Annotated in this window: 24 protein-coding genes and 1 pseudogene; 17 read left to right on the top strand and 8 right to left on the bottom strand. The window is 69.7% G+C overall.

Annotation, left to right across the window (positions count from 1 at the left end):
* The first annotated feature begins 4 nt into the window (after positions 1-4).
* From ACQY0Z_RS17765 to ACQY0Z_RS17715, 11 genes and pseudogenes are all read left to right on the top strand, one after another.
* Positions 5-424, top strand: a complete 420-nt coding sequence (locus ACQY0Z_RS17765; protein WP_189901489.1) for a DUF6238 family protein — start codon at positions 5-7, stop codon at positions 422-424.
* A gap of 25 nt (positions 425-449) precedes the next feature.
* Complete coding sequence (locus ACQY0Z_RS17760) at positions 450-1,964, top strand: ATP-binding protein (RefSeq protein ID WP_189901491.1); 1,515 nt, start codon at positions 450-452, stop codon at positions 1,962-1,964.
* A 635-nt stretch (positions 1,965-2,599) separates the two neighbouring features.
* Positions 2,600-4,378, top strand: a complete 1,779-nt coding sequence (locus tag ACQY0Z_RS17755) for a type IV secretory system conjugative DNA transfer family protein (protein ID WP_189901493.1) — start codon at positions 2,600-2,602, stop codon at positions 4,376-4,378.
* On the top strand, positions 4,375-5,643 hold the full coding sequence (locus ACQY0Z_RS17750) for a DnaB-like helicase N-terminal domain-containing protein (protein WP_189901495.1): 1,269 nt from the start codon (positions 4,375-4,377) through the stop codon (positions 5,641-5,643). The genes ACQY0Z_RS17755 and ACQY0Z_RS17750 overlap by 4 nt, the downstream gene beginning before the upstream one ends.
* On the top strand, positions 5,561-6,151 hold the full coding sequence (locus tag ACQY0Z_RS17745; RefSeq protein WP_189901497.1) for a hypothetical protein: 591 nt from the start codon (positions 5,561-5,563) through the stop codon (positions 6,149-6,151). The genes ACQY0Z_RS17750 and ACQY0Z_RS17745 overlap by 83 nt, the downstream gene beginning before the upstream one ends.
* Before the next feature lies 1 nt (position 6,152).
* Positions 6,153-6,353, top strand: a pseudogene (locus ACQY0Z_RS17740) (hypothetical protein); the annotation flags it as partial.
* A 121-nt stretch (positions 6,354-6,474) separates the two neighbouring features.
* On the top strand, positions 6,475-7,359 hold the full coding sequence (locus ACQY0Z_RS17735) for a DNA cytosine methyltransferase (RefSeq protein WP_439813369.1): 885 nt from the start codon (positions 6,475-6,477) through the stop codon (positions 7,357-7,359).
* Positions 7,360-7,386: 27 nt separating this feature from the next.
* Positions 7,387-7,989 carry a hypothetical protein gene (locus ACQY0Z_RS17730; RefSeq protein ID WP_189901498.1) on the top strand — a complete coding sequence of 201 codons (603 nt, stop codon included), beginning with the start codon at positions 7,387-7,389 and terminating at the stop codon, positions 7,987-7,989.
* Positions 7,990-8,025: 36 nt separating this feature from the next.
* Entirely contained in the window at positions 8,026-8,592 is a 567-nt protein-coding gene (locus tag ACQY0Z_RS17725) for a DUF4913 domain-containing protein (RefSeq protein ID WP_439812519.1), read from the top strand.
* Positions 8,593-8,794: 202 nt separating this feature from the next.
* Positions 8,795-9,301, top strand: coding sequence for a type II toxin-antitoxin system RelE family toxin (locus ACQY0Z_RS17720; protein WP_439812518.1), 507 nt, complete (start codon positions 8,795-8,797; stop codon positions 9,299-9,301).
* Between the two features lie 481 nt (positions 9,302-9,782).
* Entirely contained in the window at positions 9,783-9,995 is a 213-nt protein-coding gene (locus tag ACQY0Z_RS17715; RefSeq protein ID WP_189901502.1) for a hypothetical protein, read from the top strand.
* A gap of 98 nt (positions 9,996-10,093) precedes the next feature.
* On the opposite strand, the gene ACQY0Z_RS17710 is transcribed toward ACQY0Z_RS17715, so the two are convergent.
* From ACQY0Z_RS17710 to ACQY0Z_RS17675, 8 genes are all read right to left on the bottom strand, one after another.
* Positions 10,094-10,492 (bottom strand): hypothetical protein, encoded by a 399-nt coding sequence (locus ACQY0Z_RS17710; protein WP_189901504.1) that lies wholly within the window; start codon positions 10,490-10,492, stop codon positions 10,094-10,096.
* Between the two features lie 44 nt (positions 10,493-10,536).
* Positions 10,537-12,231, bottom strand: coding sequence for a relaxase/mobilization nuclease domain-containing protein (locus ACQY0Z_RS17705; protein ID WP_189901506.1), 1,695 nt, complete (start codon positions 12,229-12,231; stop codon positions 10,537-10,539).
* A complete protein-coding gene (locus ACQY0Z_RS17700; RefSeq protein WP_189901508.1) occupies positions 12,228-12,866 on the bottom strand; it encodes a MobC family plasmid mobilization relaxosome protein in 639 nt (212 codons plus the stop codon). Before ACQY0Z_RS17700 ends, ACQY0Z_RS17705 begins: the two co-directional genes overlap by 4 nt.
* The gene (locus ACQY0Z_RS17695) at positions 12,863-13,087 is read right to left on the bottom strand and encodes a hypothetical protein (protein WP_439812517.1); all 225 of its coding nucleotides are present in this window, start codon (positions 13,085-13,087) and stop codon (positions 12,863-12,865) included. The genes ACQY0Z_RS17700 and ACQY0Z_RS17695 overlap by 4 nt, the downstream gene beginning before the upstream one ends.
* A 100-nt stretch (positions 13,088-13,187) precedes the next feature.
* Complete coding sequence (locus ACQY0Z_RS17690) at positions 13,188-14,171, bottom strand: DUF2637 domain-containing protein (protein WP_189901512.1); 984 nt, start codon at positions 14,169-14,171, stop codon at positions 13,188-13,190.
* Positions 14,168-14,716: a WhiB family transcriptional regulator gene (locus tag ACQY0Z_RS17685; RefSeq protein WP_189901514.1), complete on the bottom strand. Its 549-nt coding sequence runs from the start codon at positions 14,714-14,716 to the stop codon at positions 14,168-14,170. The genes ACQY0Z_RS17690 and ACQY0Z_RS17685 overlap by 4 nt, the downstream gene beginning before the upstream one ends.
* A gap of 91 nt (positions 14,717-14,807) precedes the next feature.
* On the bottom strand, positions 14,808-15,500 hold the full coding sequence (locus ACQY0Z_RS17680) for an ATP-binding protein (protein ID WP_189901516.1): 693 nt from the start codon (positions 15,498-15,500) through the stop codon (positions 14,808-14,810).
* Positions 15,500-16,498, bottom strand: a complete 999-nt coding sequence (locus ACQY0Z_RS17675) for a hypothetical protein (RefSeq protein WP_189901518.1) — start codon at positions 16,496-16,498, stop codon at positions 15,500-15,502. Before ACQY0Z_RS17675 ends, ACQY0Z_RS17680 begins: the two co-directional genes overlap by 1 nt.
* Positions 16,499-16,874: 376 nt before the next feature.
* Here ACQY0Z_RS17675 and ACQY0Z_RS17670 point away from each other — a divergent pair, with 376 nt between their 5' ends.
* From ACQY0Z_RS17670 to ACQY0Z_RS17645, 6 genes are all read left to right on the top strand, one after another.
* Entirely contained in the window at positions 16,875-17,375 is a 501-nt protein-coding gene (locus ACQY0Z_RS17670; RefSeq protein WP_189901519.1) for a helix-turn-helix domain-containing protein, read from the top strand.
* A gap of 201 nt (positions 17,376-17,576) precedes the next feature.
* On the top strand, positions 17,577-18,047 hold the full coding sequence (locus tag ACQY0Z_RS17665; protein WP_439812516.1) for a ParH-like protein: 471 nt from the start codon (positions 17,577-17,579) through the stop codon (positions 18,045-18,047).
* A gap of 11 nt (positions 18,048-18,058) precedes the next feature.
* Positions 18,059-19,237 carry an MAB_1171c family putative transporter gene (locus ACQY0Z_RS17660; RefSeq protein ID WP_189901521.1) on the top strand — a complete coding sequence of 393 codons (1,179 nt, stop codon included), beginning with the start codon at positions 18,059-18,061 and terminating at the stop codon, positions 19,235-19,237.
* On the top strand, positions 19,234-19,854 hold the full coding sequence (locus tag ACQY0Z_RS17655; RefSeq protein WP_189901523.1) for a hypothetical protein: 621 nt from the start codon (positions 19,234-19,236) through the stop codon (positions 19,852-19,854). The genes ACQY0Z_RS17660 and ACQY0Z_RS17655 overlap by 4 nt, the downstream gene beginning before the upstream one ends.
* Before the next feature lie 90 nt (positions 19,855-19,944).
* On the top strand, positions 19,945-20,820 hold the full coding sequence (locus tag ACQY0Z_RS17650) for an alpha/beta hydrolase (protein ID WP_439812515.1): 876 nt from the start codon (positions 19,945-19,947) through the stop codon (positions 20,818-20,820).
* A 230-nt stretch (positions 20,821-21,050) separates the two neighbouring features.
* Positions 21,051-22,184: an IS630 family transposase gene (locus ACQY0Z_RS17645; protein ID WP_439812514.1), complete on the top strand. Its 1,134-nt coding sequence runs from the start codon at positions 21,051-21,053 to the stop codon at positions 22,182-22,184.
* Positions 22,185-22,412: the final 228 nt, after the last annotated feature.

Here is a 22,412-nt window from a genome sequence, read left to right as displayed (position 1 = left end):
CTTTATGGCTCACCGCACCGAACCGGCCGAGGGCTTCATCCCCTTCGCCACCGCGGCACTCGACTTCCACCAGGCCCTCAACATCCCCACAGGGCCTCTGGTCGCCGACCGCGCCGAACTCGACTCTCTGCACGGGCACTTCACCGCCTTGATCCGACTGCTCGACGCGCAGACCGAGCGTTCCCGGGGGCTCGTGCCCGGCGTCGCCCGACCGCTCGCCTCGGCCCGCACGAGGGCCTGGCAGGTCGCCGACCTCCTCCACACCGCCTTCCACGCCGTCCCGCACGCCGACAACGCGACCGGAAGTCGGACCGGCCTGCCGGACGGCGCCCCAGAGTTGTCCATCTGCCGCCGTCATCAGCAGGCCTCGCTCCTTCTGCGCCGTCGCGCCACACCCACCGACCTGCGCCACAACCGGCCCTGACCTATCTCCCGAAGGATCCCCTCCCATGCCCAGGACCCGTACCAGCGCGACGCCTCTGTTCGTCCCGCGCAGGACGACTCGCGCCGAGAAGAAGAGTGCCCGCTCCCAGTACTCCCAGGCCCTTCACCGGGCCCGCCGGGCCGAGCCCGGGGAGGCTCCCCGCTCCCGGTCGGGCCTCGATCCCGATCTTCAGCCGACGTATCCGGTCTCCGGCCGGCCGGGACAGGCATCCGCGCGGGGCGGGAGGCTCCGTCTGCCGACGCACCGCATGACTACGGCCACCGTGTCCGGGGCCTATCCGTTCCTCGCCGAAGGCGGCCTGGGCGCCGAGGGCATCTTCATCGGCCGGGACGTCCACGCCGAAGCCGCCTTCTGTTACGACCCGTTCGCCCTCTACACCTCCGGGAAGGTCGAAGGCTTCACCAACCCGAACGCCGTACTGGCCGGGATCATCGGCATGGGCAAGTCCGCGCTCGCCAAGTCCGTCGCCACCCGAGCCATCGCCCACGGCTACCGCATCTACGTGCCCTGCGACCCCAAGGGCGAATGGACCACCGTCGCCGCAGCACTCGGCGGCACCACGATCGCGCTCGGGCCCGGCCTGCCCGGACGCCTCAATCCGCTCGACGCCCCCACCCGCCCGGCCTCCGTGTCCGAGAACGACTGGGCGACGGAAGTCCGCAAGCGCCGTCTGCTCCTGCTGGCCGGTCTCGCCCGCACCGTCCTGAAGCGGGACCTCCAGCCCGTCGAACACACCGCCCTCGACGTCGCGCTCGACGTGGCCGTCGCGGACGCCGACCGCGACAGGACAGTTCCGCTGCTCGGCGACGTCGCCACCGTCCTCGGCACCCCGGACCGGCTCGCCACCGTGCTCGACGGCCAGGGCAACACCCTGCGCGTGGCTGCCGAAGACCTCGCTCATGCCCTGCGGCGCCTGGTCCACGGCGACCTCTCCGGCATGTTCGACGCCCCCAGCACCGTCGCCTTCGATCCCACGACACCGATGCTGACGATCGACCTGTCCCGGCTCGGCGGCGCCGGTGACGACACAGCGCTCGTCCTCGCCATGACCTGCGCCTCCGCCTGGATGGAATCCGCGCTCGCCGACCCCGACGGAGGGCGCCGCTGGGTGATCTACGACGAGGCCTGGCGCGTCATGCGGCACGTCGGCCTGCTCGAGCGGATGCAGTCCCAGTGGAAGCTCAGCCGCGGCCTCGGCATCGCGAACCTCATGGTCATCCACCGCCTCAGCGACCTGCTCTCCGCCGGCGACGCCGGCTCCCGAGGCCGCGTCCTCGCCGAAGGCCTCCTCGCCGACTGCTCCACCCGCATCATCTACCGTCAGGAACCCGACCAGCTCGACGCCGCAGCCTCCCTCCTCGGCCTCACAGGCGTGGAAACCCAGGCCATCTCCGCACTCACCAGGGGCCGTGGCCTCTGGAAGGTCGCAGGGCGGTCCTTCATCACGCAGCACATCCTCCACCCCGACGAACGCGCCCTGTTCGACACGGATGCCCGGATGTCGGGAGGCCAGCGATGAGCCGCGCGCAGGCAGAGGAGGTGTACCGGCCGATCACCGACCGGCTCCGTGAACTCGGCGCGGAGTGCAGCGTGGAGTACGGGCTGTCCGACTACATCGTCCGCGCGTACCTTCGCGACGGTTCTTTCCTGGTGATCTCACCACCGCAGGAACCTGCGACACGTCACCCGGCCCAGCTGCCGAACAGTTGGGTGGTCACCCGGTATCACGCTGACAATCCTGACCTGCACGAGGTGGTCTACGACTCGGAACACCAGGGCCCCGACGCCCGGCATGCGGGGACGATCGCCCCACTCATGCATGCCGTCGAACGATGTACAGCCTGGCCCGGAACACACGCGAGGTCAGCTGTCTCTGCTCGCCCGGTGACCGCGCGTGCCTCCTCTCCGGCGGCAGCACATCACTCCGCTGTTCTCCGCTCGGACGGGGGGCTGGCCAAGCCTCCGCCTTCGCCCGCTGTGCGGCAGCCCCTCTCCCCTGGCCGGTGAGTTCTTTGCTCGCTGCTGCGATGGAGAGCCGCGCTTCTTGCTGTTAGCACTCTTCATCGGCAAGGCCAAATCGCCTTGGCGGCCGATGTTCTTGCTCCCGGTCCTCACGGACCGGGAGCGGTGTCCCTCACTTTCGCCGGAGGTCTCTTGTCCACATCCCGCACCCGTGCACCGTCCTCGGCCGGTGGGACAGACCTGCTGTTCTTTCTCCTGCTCGGAGGACTGGGCGCCGCTGTCGCCTTCGCATCCACTGGGTGGCTGACCGGGAACTTGGCCAACTTCACTACAGGCGACGGCATCTGGACGGCTTTCGACATGGCCGAGGTCCTGCTGCGCCCGGAGGCCGTCTGGCCGGCCCTCTCCCCCACCGTGCTCCTCGTCACCGCCCGTGTGATTCCGGGGGCTGTCGTCCTCTGCCTGCTCGTCACTGCCGGCGTGGCCCTGGTTCGGCGACGTTCGCAGCGCGGCTCGGGTCTGGCCTCGACAGGAGACATCCGCCCTCTTCTGAAGAAGGCGGTCTCCGAAAAGGCCCGCTCCCTGCGTCCGGGCCTCGCCAACCTCAAGCCGAAGGAGATCACCCCCGCGGATCGCGGGATCCTTCTGGGCTCGCTGTCTCCCGGTCGTGCTGAAGTGCGAGCGAGCTGGGAGGACGTGATAGTCGCCATCATGGCCCCGCGTTCCGGCAAGACCTCCGCCCTCGCCATCCCAGCCATTCTGTCCGCGCCCGGGCCCGTTCTCCTGACGAGCAACAAGGCAGCCAACGACGCCTTCACCGCCACGGTCGGCGCCCGCGCCAAGGTCGGCACCGTCTGGACCCTCGATCCGCAGCAGATCGCGCACCACCCACGCCAGATGTGGTGGGACATCCTCGCCGACGCCCGGGACCTCGCCGGTGCTCGGCGCCTGGCCGGTCACTTCGTCACCGCGTCGGTGAGCGACTCCTCCGGCTCGGACTTCTGGTCCACCGCCGCCTCCAACACCCTCGGCGCCGTGTTCCTGGCCGCTTCCTCCCATCGCCGCCCAATCACCGACGTCCTGGAATGGCTGGCCTCTCCGGCCGACCGCACCCCGGTGGACCTGCTCACCGACGCCGGCCATCACGCCGTCGCCGCGCAACTGCAGGGCACGGTCGCCGGCGCCGTGGAGACCCGCGACGGCATCTACGAGACGGCACGCCAGTACGCGAGCTGTCTGCTGGACCCGGAGATCGCGGCCTGGGTGACGCCGACGCCTGATCTGTCGGAGTTCAGGCCGGCCGACTTCGCGCGCTCGCGAGACACCATGTACCTGCTGTCGAAGGACGGCGGCGGCTCCGCCTCAGCGATCATCGCGGCCGCAGCCGACGCCGTGATGCGGGCCGCCGTCGCAGAGGCAGAGCGTTCCGGTGGCCGTCTGGACCCGCCCGCGTTGTGCGTGCTGGACGAGGCCGCGAACGTCTGCAAGATCGGCGACCTGCCCGACCTCTACTCCCACCTCGGTTCCCGGGGCGTCATCCCGATCACCATCCTGCAGTCCTACCGTCAGGGCCAGAAGGTATGGGGCGAGGCCGGCATGGACGCCCTGTGGTCCGCCGCCACCATCAAGGTCGTCGGCAGCGGCATCGACGACGCCGACTTCGCCGACAAGCTGTCCCGCATCATCGGCGACCACGACGTCCAGACCACCTCCGTCTCCACCTCGAACGGCACCAGGTCCACCTCGGTATCGATGCGCACCGAGCGCATCCTGCCGCCCGACGCCATCCGTGCCCTGCCGAAGGGCAAGGCGCTGCTGCTCGCCACCGGCATGCGGGTGGCCATGCTCGACCTCAAGCCCTGGTACAAGGAGGCGTCCGCCAAGACGATCGGTCCGGCCTCGCAGCAGGCCACCGAGGCGATCACTGCCCGGGCCCTCGCGAAGTCCGACGCTTCCGGGGTGGCAGAGTGAACCCGCTGCAGGTCGCCGAACGTGCTGTCCTCGGCGCCATCCTGCTCGCCCCGCGACAGCTGGACCGCCTCGGCTGGCTGCGCACCGAGGATTTCGAGCACCCGGCGCATGGCGCTCTACTCACCGCCTTCCGCCGCCTCGCCGACGCCGGTCACCCAGCGCTTCAGCTACAGCCGCCCGCGCCGGTTCCGTTGGCGTGGCTGAACGATGTTCTGGAGGTCGCGTCCCGCGAAGTGCGCGGGCTCTCCCCGGCCTACGTCCACGCGCTGGCCTCAGCCTGCCCTCGGACCGGGCACGCGCCTGTGTACGGACGGATGGTGCTGGAGGGCGCGATCCGCCGCACTGTCCTGCAGCAGGCAAAGAACCTGGAGCAGAGGGCCCATGGATCCGAGGAGGCCGAAGAGCCCGATGCAGTACTGCAGCAGGTCGACGCATTCACCGACGCGCTGAGTGTTCACGCCCGCCGGTGGGGCATTCCACCGCGTCCAGCTTCGCAGGAAGCCGATGCCCCGTCAGCGTCCCCCACCAAGGCATCGTCAAACGACGAGCAACTCCTCCTCGCCCGCCTGGTCAGCCGTCCCGCCTCCTTCCCGGAGGTCTCCCCCTGGCTGCTCCCGGAGGACTTTGCGGTACCCCTTCACGGCTCGCTCTATCAGTGCATCGGTGCACTGACTCATCGCGGCGAGCCCGTCGACGGCCTCACCCTGCTCTGGGAAGCTCAGCGCCGCGGTGTGCTGGGCGGAGACGGTGTGCCGGATTACGTGACCGAGATCGGTACGGAACCCGGACCGGCGAGTGCGGGGTGGCTGGCGGAGCGGGTTCTGCAGGCCCGTCTCGTCCGCTCAGCTGCCGGGGCGGCACAGGCGATCCGCGCACTGGCCGACGACTCACGTAACTCGCCCGGCCAGTTGATCACCGGCTCTCTTGCAGCGCTCGCCACAGTGGACGACGTTCGCGCCCGCTGGGAGACCGCAAGCGGTCGGCCTCGCCCTCCTAACCGCTCCCAGCGTCGGCCCACGGCCGGCGTCTCCCGCGCGGACGCCGCTCTGGCCCGCCGCCGTCCCACCCGGCCGGGCCACCGCCCGGCAGCCGCCGTCCCGCTGTCAGCGGCTCAGGGAGACACCCACCGGAAGCAGACGCCCTCCCCTGATCCCGTCCCTCTTACTGGAGCGCTCCCTTCACATGAACGTCATCCCCTCCCCGGAAGCCGACCGGCTCCGTCATCTGGCCAGCCAGTTCGACGCGCATCGCGGCCGACTGCCTGACCTCGCGAACCCGCACCGTCAGCCGGACCTCGTCCTCATGGTCCGCCAGTTCGTCGAGCTCAGCGAACTGGCGGCGGAGACCGGCCGCCAGATCCTCAACGCCCAAGGTCGCACATCTCGCGAACACGGCGGCCTCCGGCTGACCCGTTTCGCTGATGCTGCCCACGCGGCGGCCGAGGCAGCGGCCCACCTAGGCGGTGCCGTCGAGCAGTTGGCGTTCCTGAGCGACACCCGCCGTCAGCGGACTCATCCCGGCTACCAGGAAGTACGGGAGTCTGCCGTAGCCGTGATCGCTGACGAGCTGGTCGAAGCCCAGGCGGCGCTGGACGGTGCCTCCACCGACCTCCACGCAGCCGCGTCCCGTCACGCGCCACCACTGACCATGGCCAATGCTGCCCGAGCCCGTTCCACTGGCGCGGGCATGGCTCCGCAGGTGGAAACCATCCTCACGGCTGCCACGTTCCCGCCCCAACCGGTCAACAGCGCTCACGTGACGCGGAGCCGCTGACATGCCGACCGACACAACGCCCGGTAGTCCGTCCGCTCCGCCCAGGCTGATCGGCTCGCTCTGCTCCGGCTACGGCGGCCTGGACCTCGCAGTCCAGGACGTTCTCGGTGGCACCGTCGCCTGGCACGCGGACAACGACCCGAACGCCTCCCGCACCCTCGCCCGCCACTGGCCCGACGTCCCCAACTTGGGCGACGTCACGACGGTCGACTGGACCGGCGTTCCGAAGGTCTGTGTCCTGACCGCGGGCTTCCCCTGCCAAAGACGTCTCCGTCGCCGGCCGCCGAGCCGGCCTCGCTCCCGATACCCGCTCCGGCCTCTGGCTGCACGTCGCCCGTGCCATCGAGGCCCTCCGCCCCTGCCTGGTGGTGATCGAAAACGTCCGTGGCATCCTCACCGCACCCGCCCACCTCTCTGGCGACGTGGAATCCTGCCCGTGGTGTCTGGGAGACCAGCCAGCCCAGCCTGCTCTGCGCGCACTTGGCGCCGTACTCGGCTCCCTGGCCGACCTCGGGTACGACGCTCGGTGGCTCGTGCTACCCGCCTCCGCCGTCGGTGCCCCTCACCGCCGCGAACGCGTCTTCGTCGTCGCCTGGCCCCGCACCCAGCAACCTCTTGAAGACCCCGACCGGGAACCTGGGCACGAACGGCGGCAGCCAGCACCCGACGAAGCGACGGCTCGGGGGCCACGGCCCGAACCTCGCCGACGAGGTCGAGTGGTTGCTGCCCACCCCGAAGGCGTCGGACGGCACGAAGGGCTCCCCGCGCCAGCGACACGGCAACGGCGACATGACCCTGCCCAGCGCCGCGGCCTCCCTGCTGCCCATTCCCCGAGCGAGCGACAACGGAACTCCAGGCCGACGCCCCGGCCCCGGTTGGAGGCCGCCGCTCTCGGCGGTCGTCCTGCCTCTCTGGGCGTCCCCGAACAGCGGGCCGACACCCGATGGGGCCGCTACGCCACCGCCGTCGCTCGCTGGGAATCCCTCACCCGACCAGCGCCCACCCCCACCGACGCGGGCGGGCGTCTGAGCCCGGCGTTCGTCGAGTGGATGCAAGGCCTCCCCACCGGCTGGGTCACGGCCACGCCCGGCCTCGGCCGCCCCGCCCAACTCACCGCCCTCGGCAACGGAGTCGTGCCCCAGCAAGCTGCCCACGCCCTTCGACTCCTCGATCCGCCGGTGGCCTGCTGTCACACCCCCTTGCCCTGACCGCCCACACTCCCGCGGAGCAACACCTTGAACACCCAGCCCGACATCTCCATCGGCGTCCACACCACGTACGGCTTCACCGCCCGCCTGCGGCCCGGCCTCGCCCCGGAGACTCTTGAGAACACCGGCTTCGAGCCGCTCCCCGGCCAGAGTCTCCACGCCTTCACCGGCAGCCGCGCCGAACGTTTCGACACGACCCGCCTCGCCCAGGCCGTCGCCGTCCTCGACGAGGCCCGTCTCTCGGTCGCCACCCCACCCGGAATCCTTCCCCGGGTGACCCCGAAGCCTCGCCGGGAACCCGACGTCGTGCTCGGCCGGCACCCACGCCTCGGGATCATCGCCACCGTCACCAACGGCCTGCCCCGCGCCGAGGCCATCCTCCTCGACCACGGCTTCCAGTACCGAGCGAGCGTCGACCTCTTCGCCTTCCCCACCGACACCCCTGACCGCACAGCGGTAGCCATGTCGGCTGTCGCGCTCCGCCATCTGCGGGCGGAGGGGCATGCAGTAGCCGCCGCACCCGACATCACTCTGCGCCGTTCCCCGTCGCCGGTGCCCGGGATGACATCGTCCACCCACTCTCCAGCAGCCGACCGGCCCCAGCCCGCTGTACGCGGCGCCACACGCTGAACACCCGCCCGCAATCGCACTTGTACTGGAGCACCGATGATGTCTGACCGTCCAGCGGCCTCCCCCGAGGCCTTTCGCCTGGCCGACGGAGATCTGGAAGATCTCGCATCGACCCTCGCTCGAACGGTGAACGAGGTGAACCGGCACGGCACTCTCCTGGATCGACTGGCTTCCGAGGCTGGGACGGAGACGTCCAATCCTCACCCGCGGACCTCGCCCGCGGACCCGTCATCCGTCTTCATCCTGGCGCTGGGCGGCGACGCCTACACAGCCGAGTTGCAGGCGCTGGCCGATTGGGTCAACCTCCTGCTGCTTCCCGTATACGGCCGGGAGGTCAACAGCACGCGGCCCTGGTGTTCGAGGTGGCACGAGCACCCGGAAGCGGTCGCGCGGCTGCACGGGCTGTGGCTGGCTTGGCAGCAGCTCACCGATGTGGAGGCCGGTCTCACCGGTCCGGCCACATGGCACCGTGACCATCTGGATCACACCATGGCGCAACTCCGCGCTCCGGACGGTCCGTTCGCCGCCTGCACCACCAGCCCTTCGCGACCCGCGCACCGACTGCTGTCCGCCCCGGAGCCGACTGCGGAGACCACCGCGTGAGCAACTCCGATGCCGACCAGGATCTCGTCCAGGAGACGTGGACGGACGAAGCGGAGGCGTACGTCGTAGCGGCTGCGCTCGGCACTTCCTCCCTCCCGGTACGAGTGTTCCTCGAAGAAGGAAATCTTGGCGCAGGCATTTATCGCTTCTGCGAACAATCGCCCAGCGTTCCACCCCCACCCCAGCCCCGGTGGAGGACACGGTGAGCGCGGCGAAGTTCGGCTTCGCCGCGCATCCCGAAGCGCTCTCCGATCTGCGGGCGCTGCCGGCGCACGTGCGCAACCTGGCGCTGGTCGAGTTGCAGGACTTGGTGCACGGCAGTGACGACTGGTTGCCCTTGGAGGGCTCGCTGCGAGGGTTCCGGAAGGTCTACGTCGATCCAGAGGTGCAGTACCGCCTCGTCGTCCAGGTACGGGAGGCACCCGTACCCTCCGCGCACGCGCGCGAGATCTACCTGGTGGCAGCAGGACTACGCCGTGGCTACGCGGTCTACCGCGCGGCACAACGTCGCATGGGGCTCGAGCCTGCCGAGGGGCCCGTCCCGGACGTCCTGGAGGCAACCCACGCCCGTTCGCCGCGGGCTGCGTCCACCATGACCGGTAGGTCCTCCTCGACGACCGGCCAGGTCCGTTCCTCGATTTCGGAGCAGTCCGTGCCGCCCGTGACGTCGGCCCTCGGGAAACGGTCCTCGGCTTCTCTCAGGAGGTAGGTAGTCCATGCACCGTGGGGCCCGATTCGCTCAAGGCAGACGTACTGCCCCAGGAACGACTACGACTTCAGGCGGCACCCATGTCAACGTACGAGTGTCCGGAAAAGAGCAGGTCAACGAGCATGCGAGCCACGGCTTGTTCAGCCCCGGCGGCCACCACCCACCCGTATCGAACGAGGCGACATGCGTCATACCGCTCCTCTGATCAACCACCACGCCGACGGTTCCGTCTGTCCCGCCGAGCACCGGCACACAACGACGGGCAAGCCGTGCCATCCCGACTGTTCGGCCGGGCGTACTCGTCGGCCGCCTGCTCGTGCGGCGACTGGCAAATGAGCAATCCGATCAAGGGCTACGTCAGCGAGAGCCGGAAGGCGCACCTGGCCGGCCACGCGGACTCGTTCCCCGCTCTTCGGGAGTTGCTCCGCCTCGGCTGACTCCTCTTGCTCCACGCTCACCATCAATCAAGGAATTCGCTCTCATGTCACATCACTTCACCGTCGGCGACCTGGTGCAGGCGCTGCAGGGTCTCCCGGATGACCTCCAGGTCCGCCTGGCTGTTCAGCCGGACTGGCCCTTCGCGCACTTCGTGGCCCCGCAGATCGTGTCGCATGACGGTGCCGTCTACATCGCGGAGGCGGGGCAGGCCGACTACCTGCCCCGACCGGTGGCCGAGTCCTTGGCCTGGGTCTGAGGGTCTACCGCCCGTACGTCATTCCTCCCTTTCCTCTCGGTCGTCTTCACGTTTCAGGCCGCCCTGCCGATTCCTTCGGCAGGGCGGCCTTCGGTCTGTCAGCCCAGGTACAGGCCGGCGAATGTTCCGTCGAAGCCGAGGTCAGCCATGGCTGCCGCGACCGTCGGGTAGTGCATCCGGTTCGGCTGCGCTTGTCGGAGGAGGTGGTCGAAGTCCGCTCTGGTGATCTCCGGCTCGGCCCAGTGATGCCCGCAGCGGCATCGGATCCAGACGTGGCGTCCCTGGTTGATGAACAGCCAGTCCCGCCGCGCGTCACACGCGGAGCACAGCACCGGGATACCTCCGAGGGGGTACTCGCCGGGGTGTCCAATGACGCGGATCGCCGTCGGCCCCGTTGAAGGCTCCATGGCGTTCCAAACCTGCAGCAGCGAACCGTGCTCGGCCGTCGGAAGCTGCGCATGCTGGGTCGTGGTGGGGCGCGGAATCGTTCTGTTCACTGTGGGGCCTTTCCATGAAGGGATCCTCGGTGGTAGGTCCGTGCTCATCGGCCGGGATTGTGGCGTCGGTGTTGTTCAAGGGTTGCCATGGCGGGGCGCGCGGTAGTCGCCCCGGCAGCGCGGGCTCGCGGGAGCTTGGGCTCTGCAGGTAGGTCGGCGAGGCGGCGGACGCGCCAGACGAGGACCTGCTCGATGTCGACGGCGGTATCGAGCTCGCGGAGGTCGACGGCTTGACGCAGGAGGGATCGAGAGTCGTGACCTGCGGCTTCGGCCGAGGCGAGGGTGGCGTTCAGGGCGTGCATAGGCTGCTGAGGGCCGAGGATCGGGGTGGTCGTGGTGCTAAGGATGTCGTGGATGGTTTCGTGCTGGCGGCGCCAGTTCATGGCCGGTAGCTGCTGCCCTTGGCCGCGGAGGTTGTTGATCGGTGTGGCGGCCGCCTGTCGGTAGGCCGCGCGGAGATGCACAGCGGTCTGACGTGCGGCGGCGGCTTGTTGAGCATGGCCTCGGGCAGCGTGCCAGCGGGCTGCTGCGAGGGTGGTGAGAACAAGGGTGGACAGGACCATGGCGGTGGTGCCGCCGTCCTCGCCTCGGCCGAGGGCGGCGCCGGCGTGGATGATGCCACGGGCGGCTGAGCGCAGGGCTCGATGGTCGGCTCGTTCGGCGCGGATGTGACTGCGGGTGGCGCGCTCAAAGGCCCTTGCCGCGGTGAGGAGTTCGACTCGGGTAGCGGGGGCTGAGGTGGCTACGAGGGCGTCGAGGACTTCGCCGACGGCGGGCAGGAGTGCGGCGGCCTGGTCATCATCCGCGTGCAGGGTGGCCAGGGTCGTCTCGATGACTGTGGCGGCTCGGCGGCGCGCGGTCGCGGGCTGGGGCGGTGCGTCCGGGGTCGTCCCGGTGGCACCCTCGGCTGCGTTCCGGAGGCGGGTGCGGATCTTGGGGAGGGAGAGGTCAGGGGCGAGCGTGGAGCCTGAGAACCAGACCGGCTGTTGGTCGGCGTTGCGGTCTCCTGGGAGGGCGACGGCGTAGCCGAGGAGGTCACCAGAGGGGGCGTGCCGGAGTTTGGTGCGCAGGCCGGCGTCCTGGAGGCGGCGGAGAAATTCGGTTTCGGTCGCCGCTCCGGCGAGGGCTTGGCGTACGGCGGTGCGGAGGGTGTCGCGGGGTGTTTCTGGGCGACCGGTGCGGGTGGCCTTGCGGCGTTCGGCTGCGGTGGCGCGCTTGGCGGCGGTGCCGTCTCCAGGATTGAGGCGGCGCAGGCCGAGCTGCTTCTCCAGAGCTCGGCACGCGGCTTGTGTCTTGGGCCAGTCGCAGTCGATGCGGGCGCGGCGTAGGTCGCCTCGGACGAGGGTGGCGGCGATGTGGATGTGGTCGTCGGCGTGCCGGACGGCGACCCAGCGGCATGAGTCGGGGTCGCCGTCCCGCGCGATGCCGACTTCACGGAGGACGTGGCGGGCGACCATGTCCCACTCGTCATCGGTCAGGTGGCGGTCCTCGGGGGCTGTCCGTACAGAGCAGTGCCAGACGTGCCTGGCCGGAGCGCGGTCGCCGGCCTGCTTGACGCGGAGGTCGAGGACGGTGGCCAGGTGCTTGACCGTGGTCTGTGGGTCGCGGCCGGGATCCGGCGCGAAGCCGTCCCAGCTACCGACGAGGTGGGGGTCGGTGTGTTCGTTGTGGCGCCCGGGGCCATAGAGGTAAGCGAGCAGACCGTGCGTGCGGCTACCCCGGGTGACGTTGGGGTTCATGCGGGCCGCCGGGTGACCAGGGCGTCGGCTGCCTGGTCGATGCGGTGGACAACGCCGCGCACTCGGGCGAGGACCGGAGCGAGTTCCTCCAGGTGAGGGACCATGCCGCTGTTGGCAGCGCGAGTGAGCTGGTTGAGGTTGTTGCCGACCCTGGCGAGCTGGGTGCGCAGGGCGGCCAGTTCATCCACCAGCGCGTCGCGGTGTTCGTTCGGTTCAAGGGACACGCTTCCGCGTGCGGCGGCGAGACCGGCGGCAGCGAGGTAGCGAGCGGTGGTGACTGCTCGGCGTCGGGCTTCGGCAGTGATCTCGGTGTATTCGTCGTCGTTGACGCGGACGGTGAGGAACCGCTCGCGGTGGCGCGGCTTCGCTACGCGGGTACGACGACGCGGCTGGCGCGCGACGGCGGTTACGGCGTGGGCGTGCTGATCCTCCCCCGGGCCAGGTGCCTTCTGCGCCGGCGGGTCTTCGGGCGCCCTCGCCCGGAGACCCGCCGCTCCGTCCTCGTCCCCCTGGGCGGGGACGGGTCCGTACGTCGCCCGGTAGGAGTGTCGTACGGGATAGCTTGCTCGGCCGGTGGCCGTGGGGTGGTCACGCTCGGGACCGTCGTCAGGTGCGGTGGAGGTCGGCCGGCTCATCGGTTGCTGTCCGGCTGGCGCTCGGTGGTCTCGCGGACGAGGTCCTCAATCCAGTCCATGGCGAGCACGGGGGCGTGCAGTGTCCAGGGGCGTTGTCCTGGGTGGCGCTGGACGGCCCAAATTCCGTCGGGATGGGGCTGGACGTGGTGGATGTGGCCGTAGTGGTGCAGAACGGTGAGCCAGGCGTCGACCTCGGCTGCGGTGGCAGGGGTGGTGCGCACGGGGTGCTCCGGCGAAATCGGTTCGGTGAGAGGAATGTTGTCCGGTGACCGGGGCGGGTGACCGGCCGGGTGTCCGGCTGTCCGGTCACCCGCCCCTGAGTCAGGAGGTGCTGGCCGGCTGTCCGAGTTCTTCGCGCAGCTGGACCATGAGGGCGGTCAGGGCGTCGTTGGACAGCGGTATCTGCTGACCGCGGATGGCGTCGGCGACCACCCGGCGGGTGAGTTTCTCCTTGGCTCGGACAGCGTCCTTGGCGATGCGGAGGAGTTCGGCGTTGTCCGGGTGTCCGTGCAGGTGGCCGCGCTGCCCGGGAGCGGAAGGTGTCCTGTCCGAGCCGGTGGCGGGCCGTCCCCTCTCGGTGTTCTGCGGCTTGGTGTCCGAGGCGGGCAAGGTGTCCGGCTGGCCAGTCGGGCGGCGGGTGTCCTGTCCGAGGGGGCCGGGTGTCCGCCGGCCCTCGGCCGCTGCCTGTCCGCCGGACTCGGTGTCTGTCCCCTCGGGCAGTCGGAGACGCTCGGGCTGACCGGTGACCGGGACACCGGGGCTCCGACGGTGCGCCTGTCCAGGAGCCCTGTCCCGGCCGACCGTGACCGAGGTCGGCTGTCCGGAGTTGGGCCCAGGACCCGACAGCGGTGTCCGCCCGGAGCCCGTCCGGACACTCGGGTCGCGGGCGATGAGGATGTAGAGGTGGACGGCTCCGGCCAGGGCGAGCGGGGCGATGGTGGACAGGACGGCGACCACGGTGTCTCCGAGCTGGAGACCAGGGGCGTCGGTCTGCTGGTTGAGGCGGACGGCGTGGAGGGCGTTGGCCCAGATGCTGGCGGCGGTAGCGGTGCCGAAGAGGGTCCAGACGTAGAAGCGGGCACGCAGGGGTGCGTTCTTCAGGACCAGGAGGGCACGGACGCCGTAGGCGATGAAGCCGTCGATGACCAGAGGGAAGAGGTAGGTCAGCAGGCCTCGGACGTGGATGGCGGCGGCCATCTGCTGCAGGGCGTCGTAGGAGAGGGCACAGCCCGCGCCGCCGAGGGCGATGATGGCGGCGCGGTCGTAGCCGTTGATGCGCGCCGCTGTCGGCGTCGTGCTGGTCATGCCGCTGTCCTGTAGCTGCCAGGCTGGTCCTTACCGCTGGTGGCGTCCTGGTCATGGCTGAGGTCGCGGTTGCGGTGGGCTCGACGTTCGGCTCGGTAGACCTTCTGGGCGTGCTCAAAGGTGACCTGGAGGATCCAGGCGAGGCGCTCCGGGGGGATTCCGCCGAGGTAGGCGGCGCGGATCACCGCCTGGCGTTCGGCGTGGGTGAGGTGGACGTCGCGGCCGGCGAGGGCCTCGGCGACGCGGCGGCGGTCGAGGCGGGCTGCGATCTTGCTGTGCATCGAGGCGCGCTCCTCCTCGGTGAGGCCGCCTCGGATGCCGAAGGTGTCGTTGGTTTCCAGGGCGGCGTCGAGGCAGGCGCGGCGGACGGGACACTGGGCGCACAGCCTCTTGGCCGCTGCGATCTTGTCGATCTCGTCGGCCTCGGGGAAGAACCACTCGGGGTCGGGCTGGTGGTGTTCGGACGGCTGGCAGGCGGCGCGGGCCTGCCAGGTCTGGTCCCCGCGGAGGCGGTACTGGGCCGAGGGGTTCGGGGTGTCGTGCATCAGGGCTGTTGCTCCGTGGTGTTCCGCGCGCGGGCATGCGTCTGCGGAGGGTGCATGGTCTGGGTGTGTTGCGGTGCGCGCTCTGACGAGGTCAGGCGGCGTGGCGGCGTCTGCGGTCGACGGGCTCGAAGGTGACGCGGGTGGTCATCTCGGCGAGCCTGGAGGCGACGCGGTCGCCCAGTTGGTCGCGGAGGTCGCGCATGGCGAGGTTGGTGGTGATCAGCGTCGGGAGCATCAGGTTGTAGCGGCGGTTGATGAGCCGGTACGTGATCTCCTCGACCCATTCGGAGGCCTTGGCCGCGCCGAGGTCGTCCAGGATCAGCAGCGGGTAGCGGCTGACCGTCTCCAGTTCGCGCTCGGTGTCGTGGCCGGAGCGGGGGCGCAGGTCCGCGTACAGGTCGGCGGCCGTGGTGGCCCGCCACCGCAGGACGAGGCCCGCCTCCGCGAGGGCCCGGACAGCACCGTACGCCTGGTGGGTCTTGCCCGCGCCGGTGACTCCGGCCATGAGCAGGCTGGGGCCGGTGGTGATCTGCTGGCGCGCGCCGGGGTTCGGTGCTTCGGCCTGGGCGATGACGTCGCGGGCCCAGGCCAGCACGTCGGGGTGGTCGGCCCGGGCCGTCCGGTAGCGCGGGGGCAGTCGGGCCTCCAGCAGGGCCAGTGCCGTGTACGGCTGGGCGTCGGCAGGGGCCGCGGGGAGGTCCTGTGGGTTCATGCCCCGGGCGGCGAGGATCCGCTGCAGTCGCTGGAGGGCTCCGGCCCCGAGGAGCTCGGGCTCGCGGCTCATCACAGCTCCTCCGCGTAGGCGGAGGCCGCGTCGACCGGGTTGGTCCACGCCCGGTGGGCCGTGCCGGTCCGGGGTCCGGCCTGGGCGGGGACGCGGGCGTTCATGGCGTCGTTCACCAGGCTCGGCAGCCGGGAGGGGTGGCCCTGAATCTCGGTGTACCGGGCGAGGCCGGCACGGATGTGGTCCACGTCGATGCCTTCGGCGAGCAGCTTCTTCAGCAGGCGGCCGAGGTGTCCGAGGACGTCACTCGGCGGGCGCTGGCCGCAGGAGCCCACGTACTCGGCGAGGAGGTTCCCGGCGGTCGTGGCGTCGGGCGCTGTGCGCCCCGTAGGTGAAGAAGATCCAGGATCCAAGATCCTGGATCCGGACGTCGAGGCTTCGCCGAGCCCTCGGTGAGTGTTCGGCGAGTCTTCGTCGAAGCGGCTCTGACCTGTGAGTTCCCTGCTTGGGGAGCTGGACTCCTCGGTGTCGGCGGCCTGCGGGGTTCCAGCGCCCGTCGCCGCCGTGGTGCGGTCGTCGGGCAGGCCGCTGAGCGGTGCGGCACCCGGGTCGAGGGCTCGCCGAACGTTCGGCGAGGGTTCGACGAGGAGTCCGCGAGCCTTCGCGTCCGCCTCGGCGCAGATGCCCTTGCAGGGACCGCACCTCTTGTCGCTGTGGTGGCCGACGCAGGCCGGGAGGCGTGACTGGCTGGGCCGGTCGATCTTCTGGTGCTCGTACCAGCCGGTGATGTGCAGGTACCGCTTACCGTCGCAGCCGGTGTACCGGCAGATCAGTCCGGTGTCGGCGAGCTGCTGGAGGTCCTCCTCGACGTGTATGGGACTGTGCTCGGCGCGCAGCGGCCACAGGACTCCGGCAATGATGGCGGGGTTGTCCCGGTGCCGTCCGTGGTCATCGGCCTGGGTGAACAGGCCGATGTAGGTGACGACCGCGGTGACCGAGCAAGCCGCGACCCGTTCGTTGACGAACAGGTCCGGCTTGACCGTGCGGATGCGGGCCATCTCAGTCCTCCCGGCGGACGCCGTGACGCTGAGGCCGCCGGCGCGGACTCCGCGTGTGAGCTGCCGGGATTCCCCTGCTGGGTGGGTGCATGTGATACTCCGTCCTTATGGACGGGGCTGCGTGGTTGTTGCCTGCAAGCCGGCCACGCAGCCCCGGATCTTTGGTTGCCCTCGGCGAGGGCGGCCGACGGATGCCCGGGAGTTGGCGCTCCCGGGCATCGTCGTTCGGCCCCACCCCGGCGTGGACCGTTTTCATGGGTGGATGGCACGATGGCCACACTAGACTCAGACGGGGCCCCACTGTCAACCAGCGAAAATGAAAGTGGAGCCTTCATTCACCCCAGTGAAGGCGCGACGCGACCGGAGGACGGCCACGATGGAGCACGAGAACACTCCCCCTGCACCACAGGAGGGGAGCGGGGCCACGCTCGCCGACCGCCTGGACCGCCTGTTCGTTACCGTCCACCCGAAGGGTCGCGGCCCCTACAGCTACGAGGAGGTGGCGTCGGGCATCCGCAGACAAGGCGGCCCCACCATCTCGGCGAGCTACATCTGGCAGCTGCGGACCGGCGCCAAGGACAACCCCACCAAGCGGCACCTCGAGGCCCTCTCCACCTTCTTCGGGGTGAAGCCGGCCTACTTCTTCGACGACGCGGAGTCGGAGAAGATCGCCGCCGAACTCGACGCGCTCGCCGCCATGCGCGACGCGGGTGTGAGATCGGTGGCCCTGCGCGCCTCCGGACTCTCCGACAAGAGCCTGAAGATCATTTCCGAATTCATCGAACGAGCCCGTGAACTCGAGGGCCTCGGCATGACGGAGGATGATTCAACCGTCAATGAAATTTCCAGTGGCGAACGTCACGACGAGTCGAAGTGACGCCCCTTTAGATCTGCTTCGTCGAGACATTTATACAGGTTTGCCCGTTTCGCCGTACTGGCCGCCACCCCTCCGAATGTGCGGCCGGAAACGATTCATATACTCGCCGTCGGCGTCACGGCAGCAAGGCCGGACGTCTCGGACAGCGAATTCGGAGGGCAGATGAAAACCAGTCGTTCGCGGCCCTCCCAAGATCACGGAATGCGGCTCGAGTCCGTCCTGGACGACCTCGACCTTCCGGATCCCTTCGATGTTGTGGAACTCATCGCCCGCGTGTCCAAGAAACGCGGCAAGCCGATCCACCTGCACAGCTTCCCCGGAATGCCCGGCGACGAGCTGCCCTGCGGAGCCTGGATCGCGACCGACAAGGCGGACCACATCATCGTCGAGGACGCCACCAGTCCGCTCCACCGGGATCACATCGTCCTGCACGAGGTCAGCCACATGCTCCTCGGGCACACACCGCGCCAGACGCTCGGCCGGGCCTTCAGGCACCTGGACGCCGAGCTCGTGACCGGCGTCCTCGGACGGACGAGCTACGAAACCGCGGAGGAGCGCAGCGCCGAGACGCTGGCCGGCCTCATCGCAACGCGGGCGGCTCTGCGCGGGACAGGCGATCGGACCACCCCCAGCACTTTGCGTCGACTCAACGACGCGCTCAGCGACTCCTGAAATCCGGACAGATGATCGACGCGATACCAGCGGCCCTGCTCTGGGCCGTGACCCTCTGGCGGGCACGCTCCGCCTTCCAGAGACCTGAACGTCTCAGCCTGTGGCTCGCCTTCGCAGCCCTCGCCCTGGCCATGACGGTGCGGCCGGTCGCCATCGCGTCAGCAGTAGACGGGCACCTGCACGTCACCAACCTGTCGTTCCTGGTCAAGCACATCTGCGGAACCGTCGCCGCGGCAGCGGTCCTCACCTTTGTCGCCGACATGGCCGAGTCGAAGACCGGGATGCGCGCCTCCAGACTCCACAAGGCCGTCCCGGTTGTCACCGTCGTCCTGCTGGCCGCGTGCTTCTTCGCCACTCCCCAGCCCCACCAGGCCGAGGACCTCCTCACGGACTACGCCGATCACGCCACGATCGTCGCGTACGGCGTCGTCTGGACCTCCTATCTCGGCGCGGCCCTGTTCAGCGCGACGATGCTGTGCTTCCGCTGGGGTCGCCGGCCTGACAGCGGACTCGTCGGGCGCGGCTTGATCCTGATCGGAAGCGGCACCGCCGTCGGCCTCATCTACGCCGTGCACCGAATCGTGGCCTTGGTCGTCGACTACGCCGGTAGCAGCCTGCTCGGCAAAAACACCGACCACGCTCTCAGCACCGGATTGCTGTTCATCGCGCTGCTGCTGATCGTGCTCGGCAGCACCCTTCCCGCCTTCCCACGGATTCTCGCCAGGGTTCGTGCCCATCGGCAGCTCGTCGGCCTCTACCCCCTGTGGCGCACGCTCACGGACGCCGTCCCGGACACGCGCCTCGAGACACCACCTACTCAGCTCGTCGACGCCCTCGATCCCCGACGCACGCACCAGCGGCTGTACCGGCGCACCATCGAGATCCGCGACGCGATCCTCACCCTCGCCGACCACGCGCCCGCCGAACTGCGGGGCCGCGCCTACGACCACGCCACCTCCTTCGGCTTCATCGGCGCACACGCCGACATCACAGCCGAAGCCTGCTGGCTCGCTGTCGCCCGCGAAGAACGACTCCGCGGCGTCACCGCCTCAGGCGAGGCCATGCCCCCGGCCAGCGGCGGCCGCGACCTCGCGACCGAGATCCGGGCCCTTACCACCCTGAGCGCCGCCTACCACTCCCGCGCCACCGAGGACTTCCTCCGCGCCCACCTCGAGGAGATACCGGCATGACCGCCACCACCGCACCACTGCCGCCCGCCGCAGCCGCGCCTGCCGAACGGCGCTCCGCCCGGCTCGTCACCGAGGTCCTGGCACCGGCCAACCTGGTGATCGGCGTCCTGCTCGTCATCGGCTGGCACTCCACCAACTCCCTCCAGGGCGTCGGCTGGGGCCTGCTCGCCGGCACCTTCTGCGGGGGCCTGCCGATCGCCTACATCGTCGCGGGTGTCCGCCGGGGCCGGTGGACCGACAAGCACCTCAAGATACGCACGCAGCGGTGGCTCCCGCTGTTCGTCACCCTCGGCTCCGTCCTCGTCGGCACTGGCCTGCTCCTGGCGCTCGACGCGCCCCGCGAGGTCGTCGCCCTGGTGGCCGCGATGATCGCCGGACTGCTGCTCACCATGGCCGTCACCGTCTGGTGGAAGGTCAGCGTCCACACCGCCGTCGCCTCCGGCGTCGCGGTCGTCATCACCGTGGCGTACGGGTGGTGGGCCGCGCTGCTGTTCCTCGGCGTCGCCGCTGTGGGGTGGTCGCGGGTCTCGCTGCGGGACCACACGATGGGGCAGGTCATCGTGGGCGCCATCCTGGGCGGGACGGCCGCGGCTGTGGTGTTTGCTGGACTCCGCTAGTGCCGTATCAGTCAACGTTTGCCTCAGTAGTCGGTGGCGCGTCGGTCGGAATCGCTGCGCCGATGGCGTGAGCATGGCAGCCCCGCGGGCGTGGCCGATCGCGCCCGGGCGACGGGAGATCAACCGGCGCCGGACATCATTGTCTCCGGCCCGGCCGCCCGGATAATCAACTGGCCGCGTCAGCGGGAACACCGATTCAATCCCGCCATGCGCATCACCTCAGATACCGTCGCTGACGGCATCCGCGAACAGCTCTTCGCTATCGGGGACATCCCCGGGGTGCTCTGGACGCCTGCCGAGGGCTCCGGTCCCCGTCCGCTGGTCTTGATCGGGCACGGCGGCGGCCAGCACAAGAAGGGCTGGGAGGTCGTCTCCCGAGCCTTCCCCTACGTCACCTCCTGCGGTTTCGCGGTCGCCGCGATCGACGCGCCCGGTACCGGCGACAGGCCGGAGCACCCGGAGATCCGGCGGCTGGTCGCGGTCATCGACGAACGAAAGGCGGCAGGCGAGCCCGTCGGCCCAGAATGGCCCGCCCTCTACGAAGTCGTAGCGTCGCAGCTCATACCCGACTGGCAGACCACCCTCGATGCACTCCAGAAGCTGGACTCCGTCGGCGACAGCCAGCCCGTCGGGTATTACGGCCTGTCCGCTGCCGGTGAGGCGGGCATCCGCCTCGTCGCGGCCGAACCTCGGATCAAGGCTGCGGTCCTCGGCCTCATCGCAAGCGACTGGCTCACCGACACCGCCGCACGGATCACCGTCCCGGTCGAGTACGTGCTGCAGTGGGACGATGAAGGGCAGCCGCGGGACTCCGTCATGAAGCTGTTCGACGCACTCGGCTCCGCCGAGAAGACCCTGCACGCCAACCCCGGCGGCCACTTCGGAATTCCGTCCTTCGAAATCGACAGCTCGATCCGGTTCTTCGCCCGGCACCTGGGGAGCCCTGGCACCGTGAGCAGCTCCTGACACGGCGCGACGCCGACGTGCGGTCTGCCGCCCAGCGCCGTGCCGCTCCCGCCGCGGTCACGCCTACGGCGCAGCAATTCCGGCCGACGCGCCGCCGATTACAAGGCAAACGTTGCCTGATCCGGGGGTGCCGCATCAGGAAACGTTCGCCGCATCAGGAAACGTTCGCCTCGTCGTGATGTGTCGCCCGGTTGCTGTGCGGGGCGGCACCGGGCCGTCAGAATGATCACGTGGCTGAACGCGTGCAGGTCCGTGAGATCGACGGCGACGAGGGCAGACGGCTGCTGCGGATCGTCCGCCGGGGAACTGGGTCGGTGGTGACCTGGCGCCGGGCCCAGACGGTACTGCTGTCCGCCCAGCGCATGCCCGTGGCGAAGATCGCCGAGGTCACGTTCACCAGCGCGGACCGGGTCCGCGACGTGATCCACAACTTCAACACCGACGGCTTCGAGGCGCTCTACCCGAAATACCGGGGCGGGCGGCCGAGGACGTTCACCCTCCCGGAGCGGCGCGAGATCAAGAAGATCGCCAAGTCCAAGCCGGTCGAGCACGGCCTGCCGTTCTCGACCTGGAGCCTGGCCAAGCTGGCCGACTTCCTGGTCGCCGAGGGGGTGGTCGACGACATCAGCCACGAGGGCCTTCGGGTCCTGCTCCGCGAGGAGGGCGTCTCCTTTCAACGCGTGAAGACCTGGAAGACCTCCCGCGACCCCGACTACGCGACCAAGAAGGCCGGCGTCGAGCACCTCTACGCGATCGCAGACGGCGAGGTCACACCCGAGGAGGGCGAGCCCGAAGTCATCTTCTGCATGGACGAGTTCGGCCCGCTCAACCTCCAGCCCCACCCCGGCCGGCAGTGGGCCGAACGCGGCGGCAAGGGCAAGGACCGAGACCGCGAGCCCAGACCCCGGCGGCGGGCCACCTATACCCGCCCGCACGGCGTCCGGCACCTGTTCGCCGCCTACGACCTCGCCAAGGACCAGCTCTACGGGCACATCAAGAAGGCCAAGAACCGCTCCACGTTCCTGGAGTTCTGCCGCTACCTGCGCTCCTTGCACCCGCTCGACGTGCGCATCGCGATCGTCTGCGACAACTACTCGCCGCACCTGACAACGAAGCGCTGCCAGCGGGTCGGAACATGGGCTTCGGCGAACAACGTCGAGATCGCCTACACCCCCACCAACAGCTCCTGGCTCAACCGGATCGAGGCCCAGTTCACCGCCCTGCGCTACTTCGCCCTCGACGGCACCGACCACGCCAGCCACAAGGCCCAGGGCAGCATGATCCGCCGCTACATCATCTGGCGGAACAAGCACGCCGCCGACGAGCGCCTACGCGAGGTGGTCAGCAGGGCGAACGTTGCCTGATGCGGCACTAGGAAGGAGCACCGGGTCCTTGCAGCGGGATGCAAAATGCTGGCGTCGACTGTGGAACTGATACAGGGCTCGGCGTCTGACGGCTGCTGCTCAAGGAACCTCACTCTCTGGCCCAGCCACAGGACAGCACCAGTTACCAGGAGCGCCTGGCCACTGCCACGTCCATCCACGAGGTGAAGCGTTCTGCTGGCCATTCCGTCCAAACTCTGAGGTCGCGCC

Source organism: Streptomyces sp. P9-2, from assembly GCF_051903975.1.
GTDB lineage: Bacteria > Actinomycetota > Actinomycetes > Streptomycetales > Streptomycetaceae > Streptomyces > Streptomyces cellulosae.
Note: the sequence above shows the minus strand (reverse complement) of the source record. Positions and strands in the feature narration are given on the sequence as shown.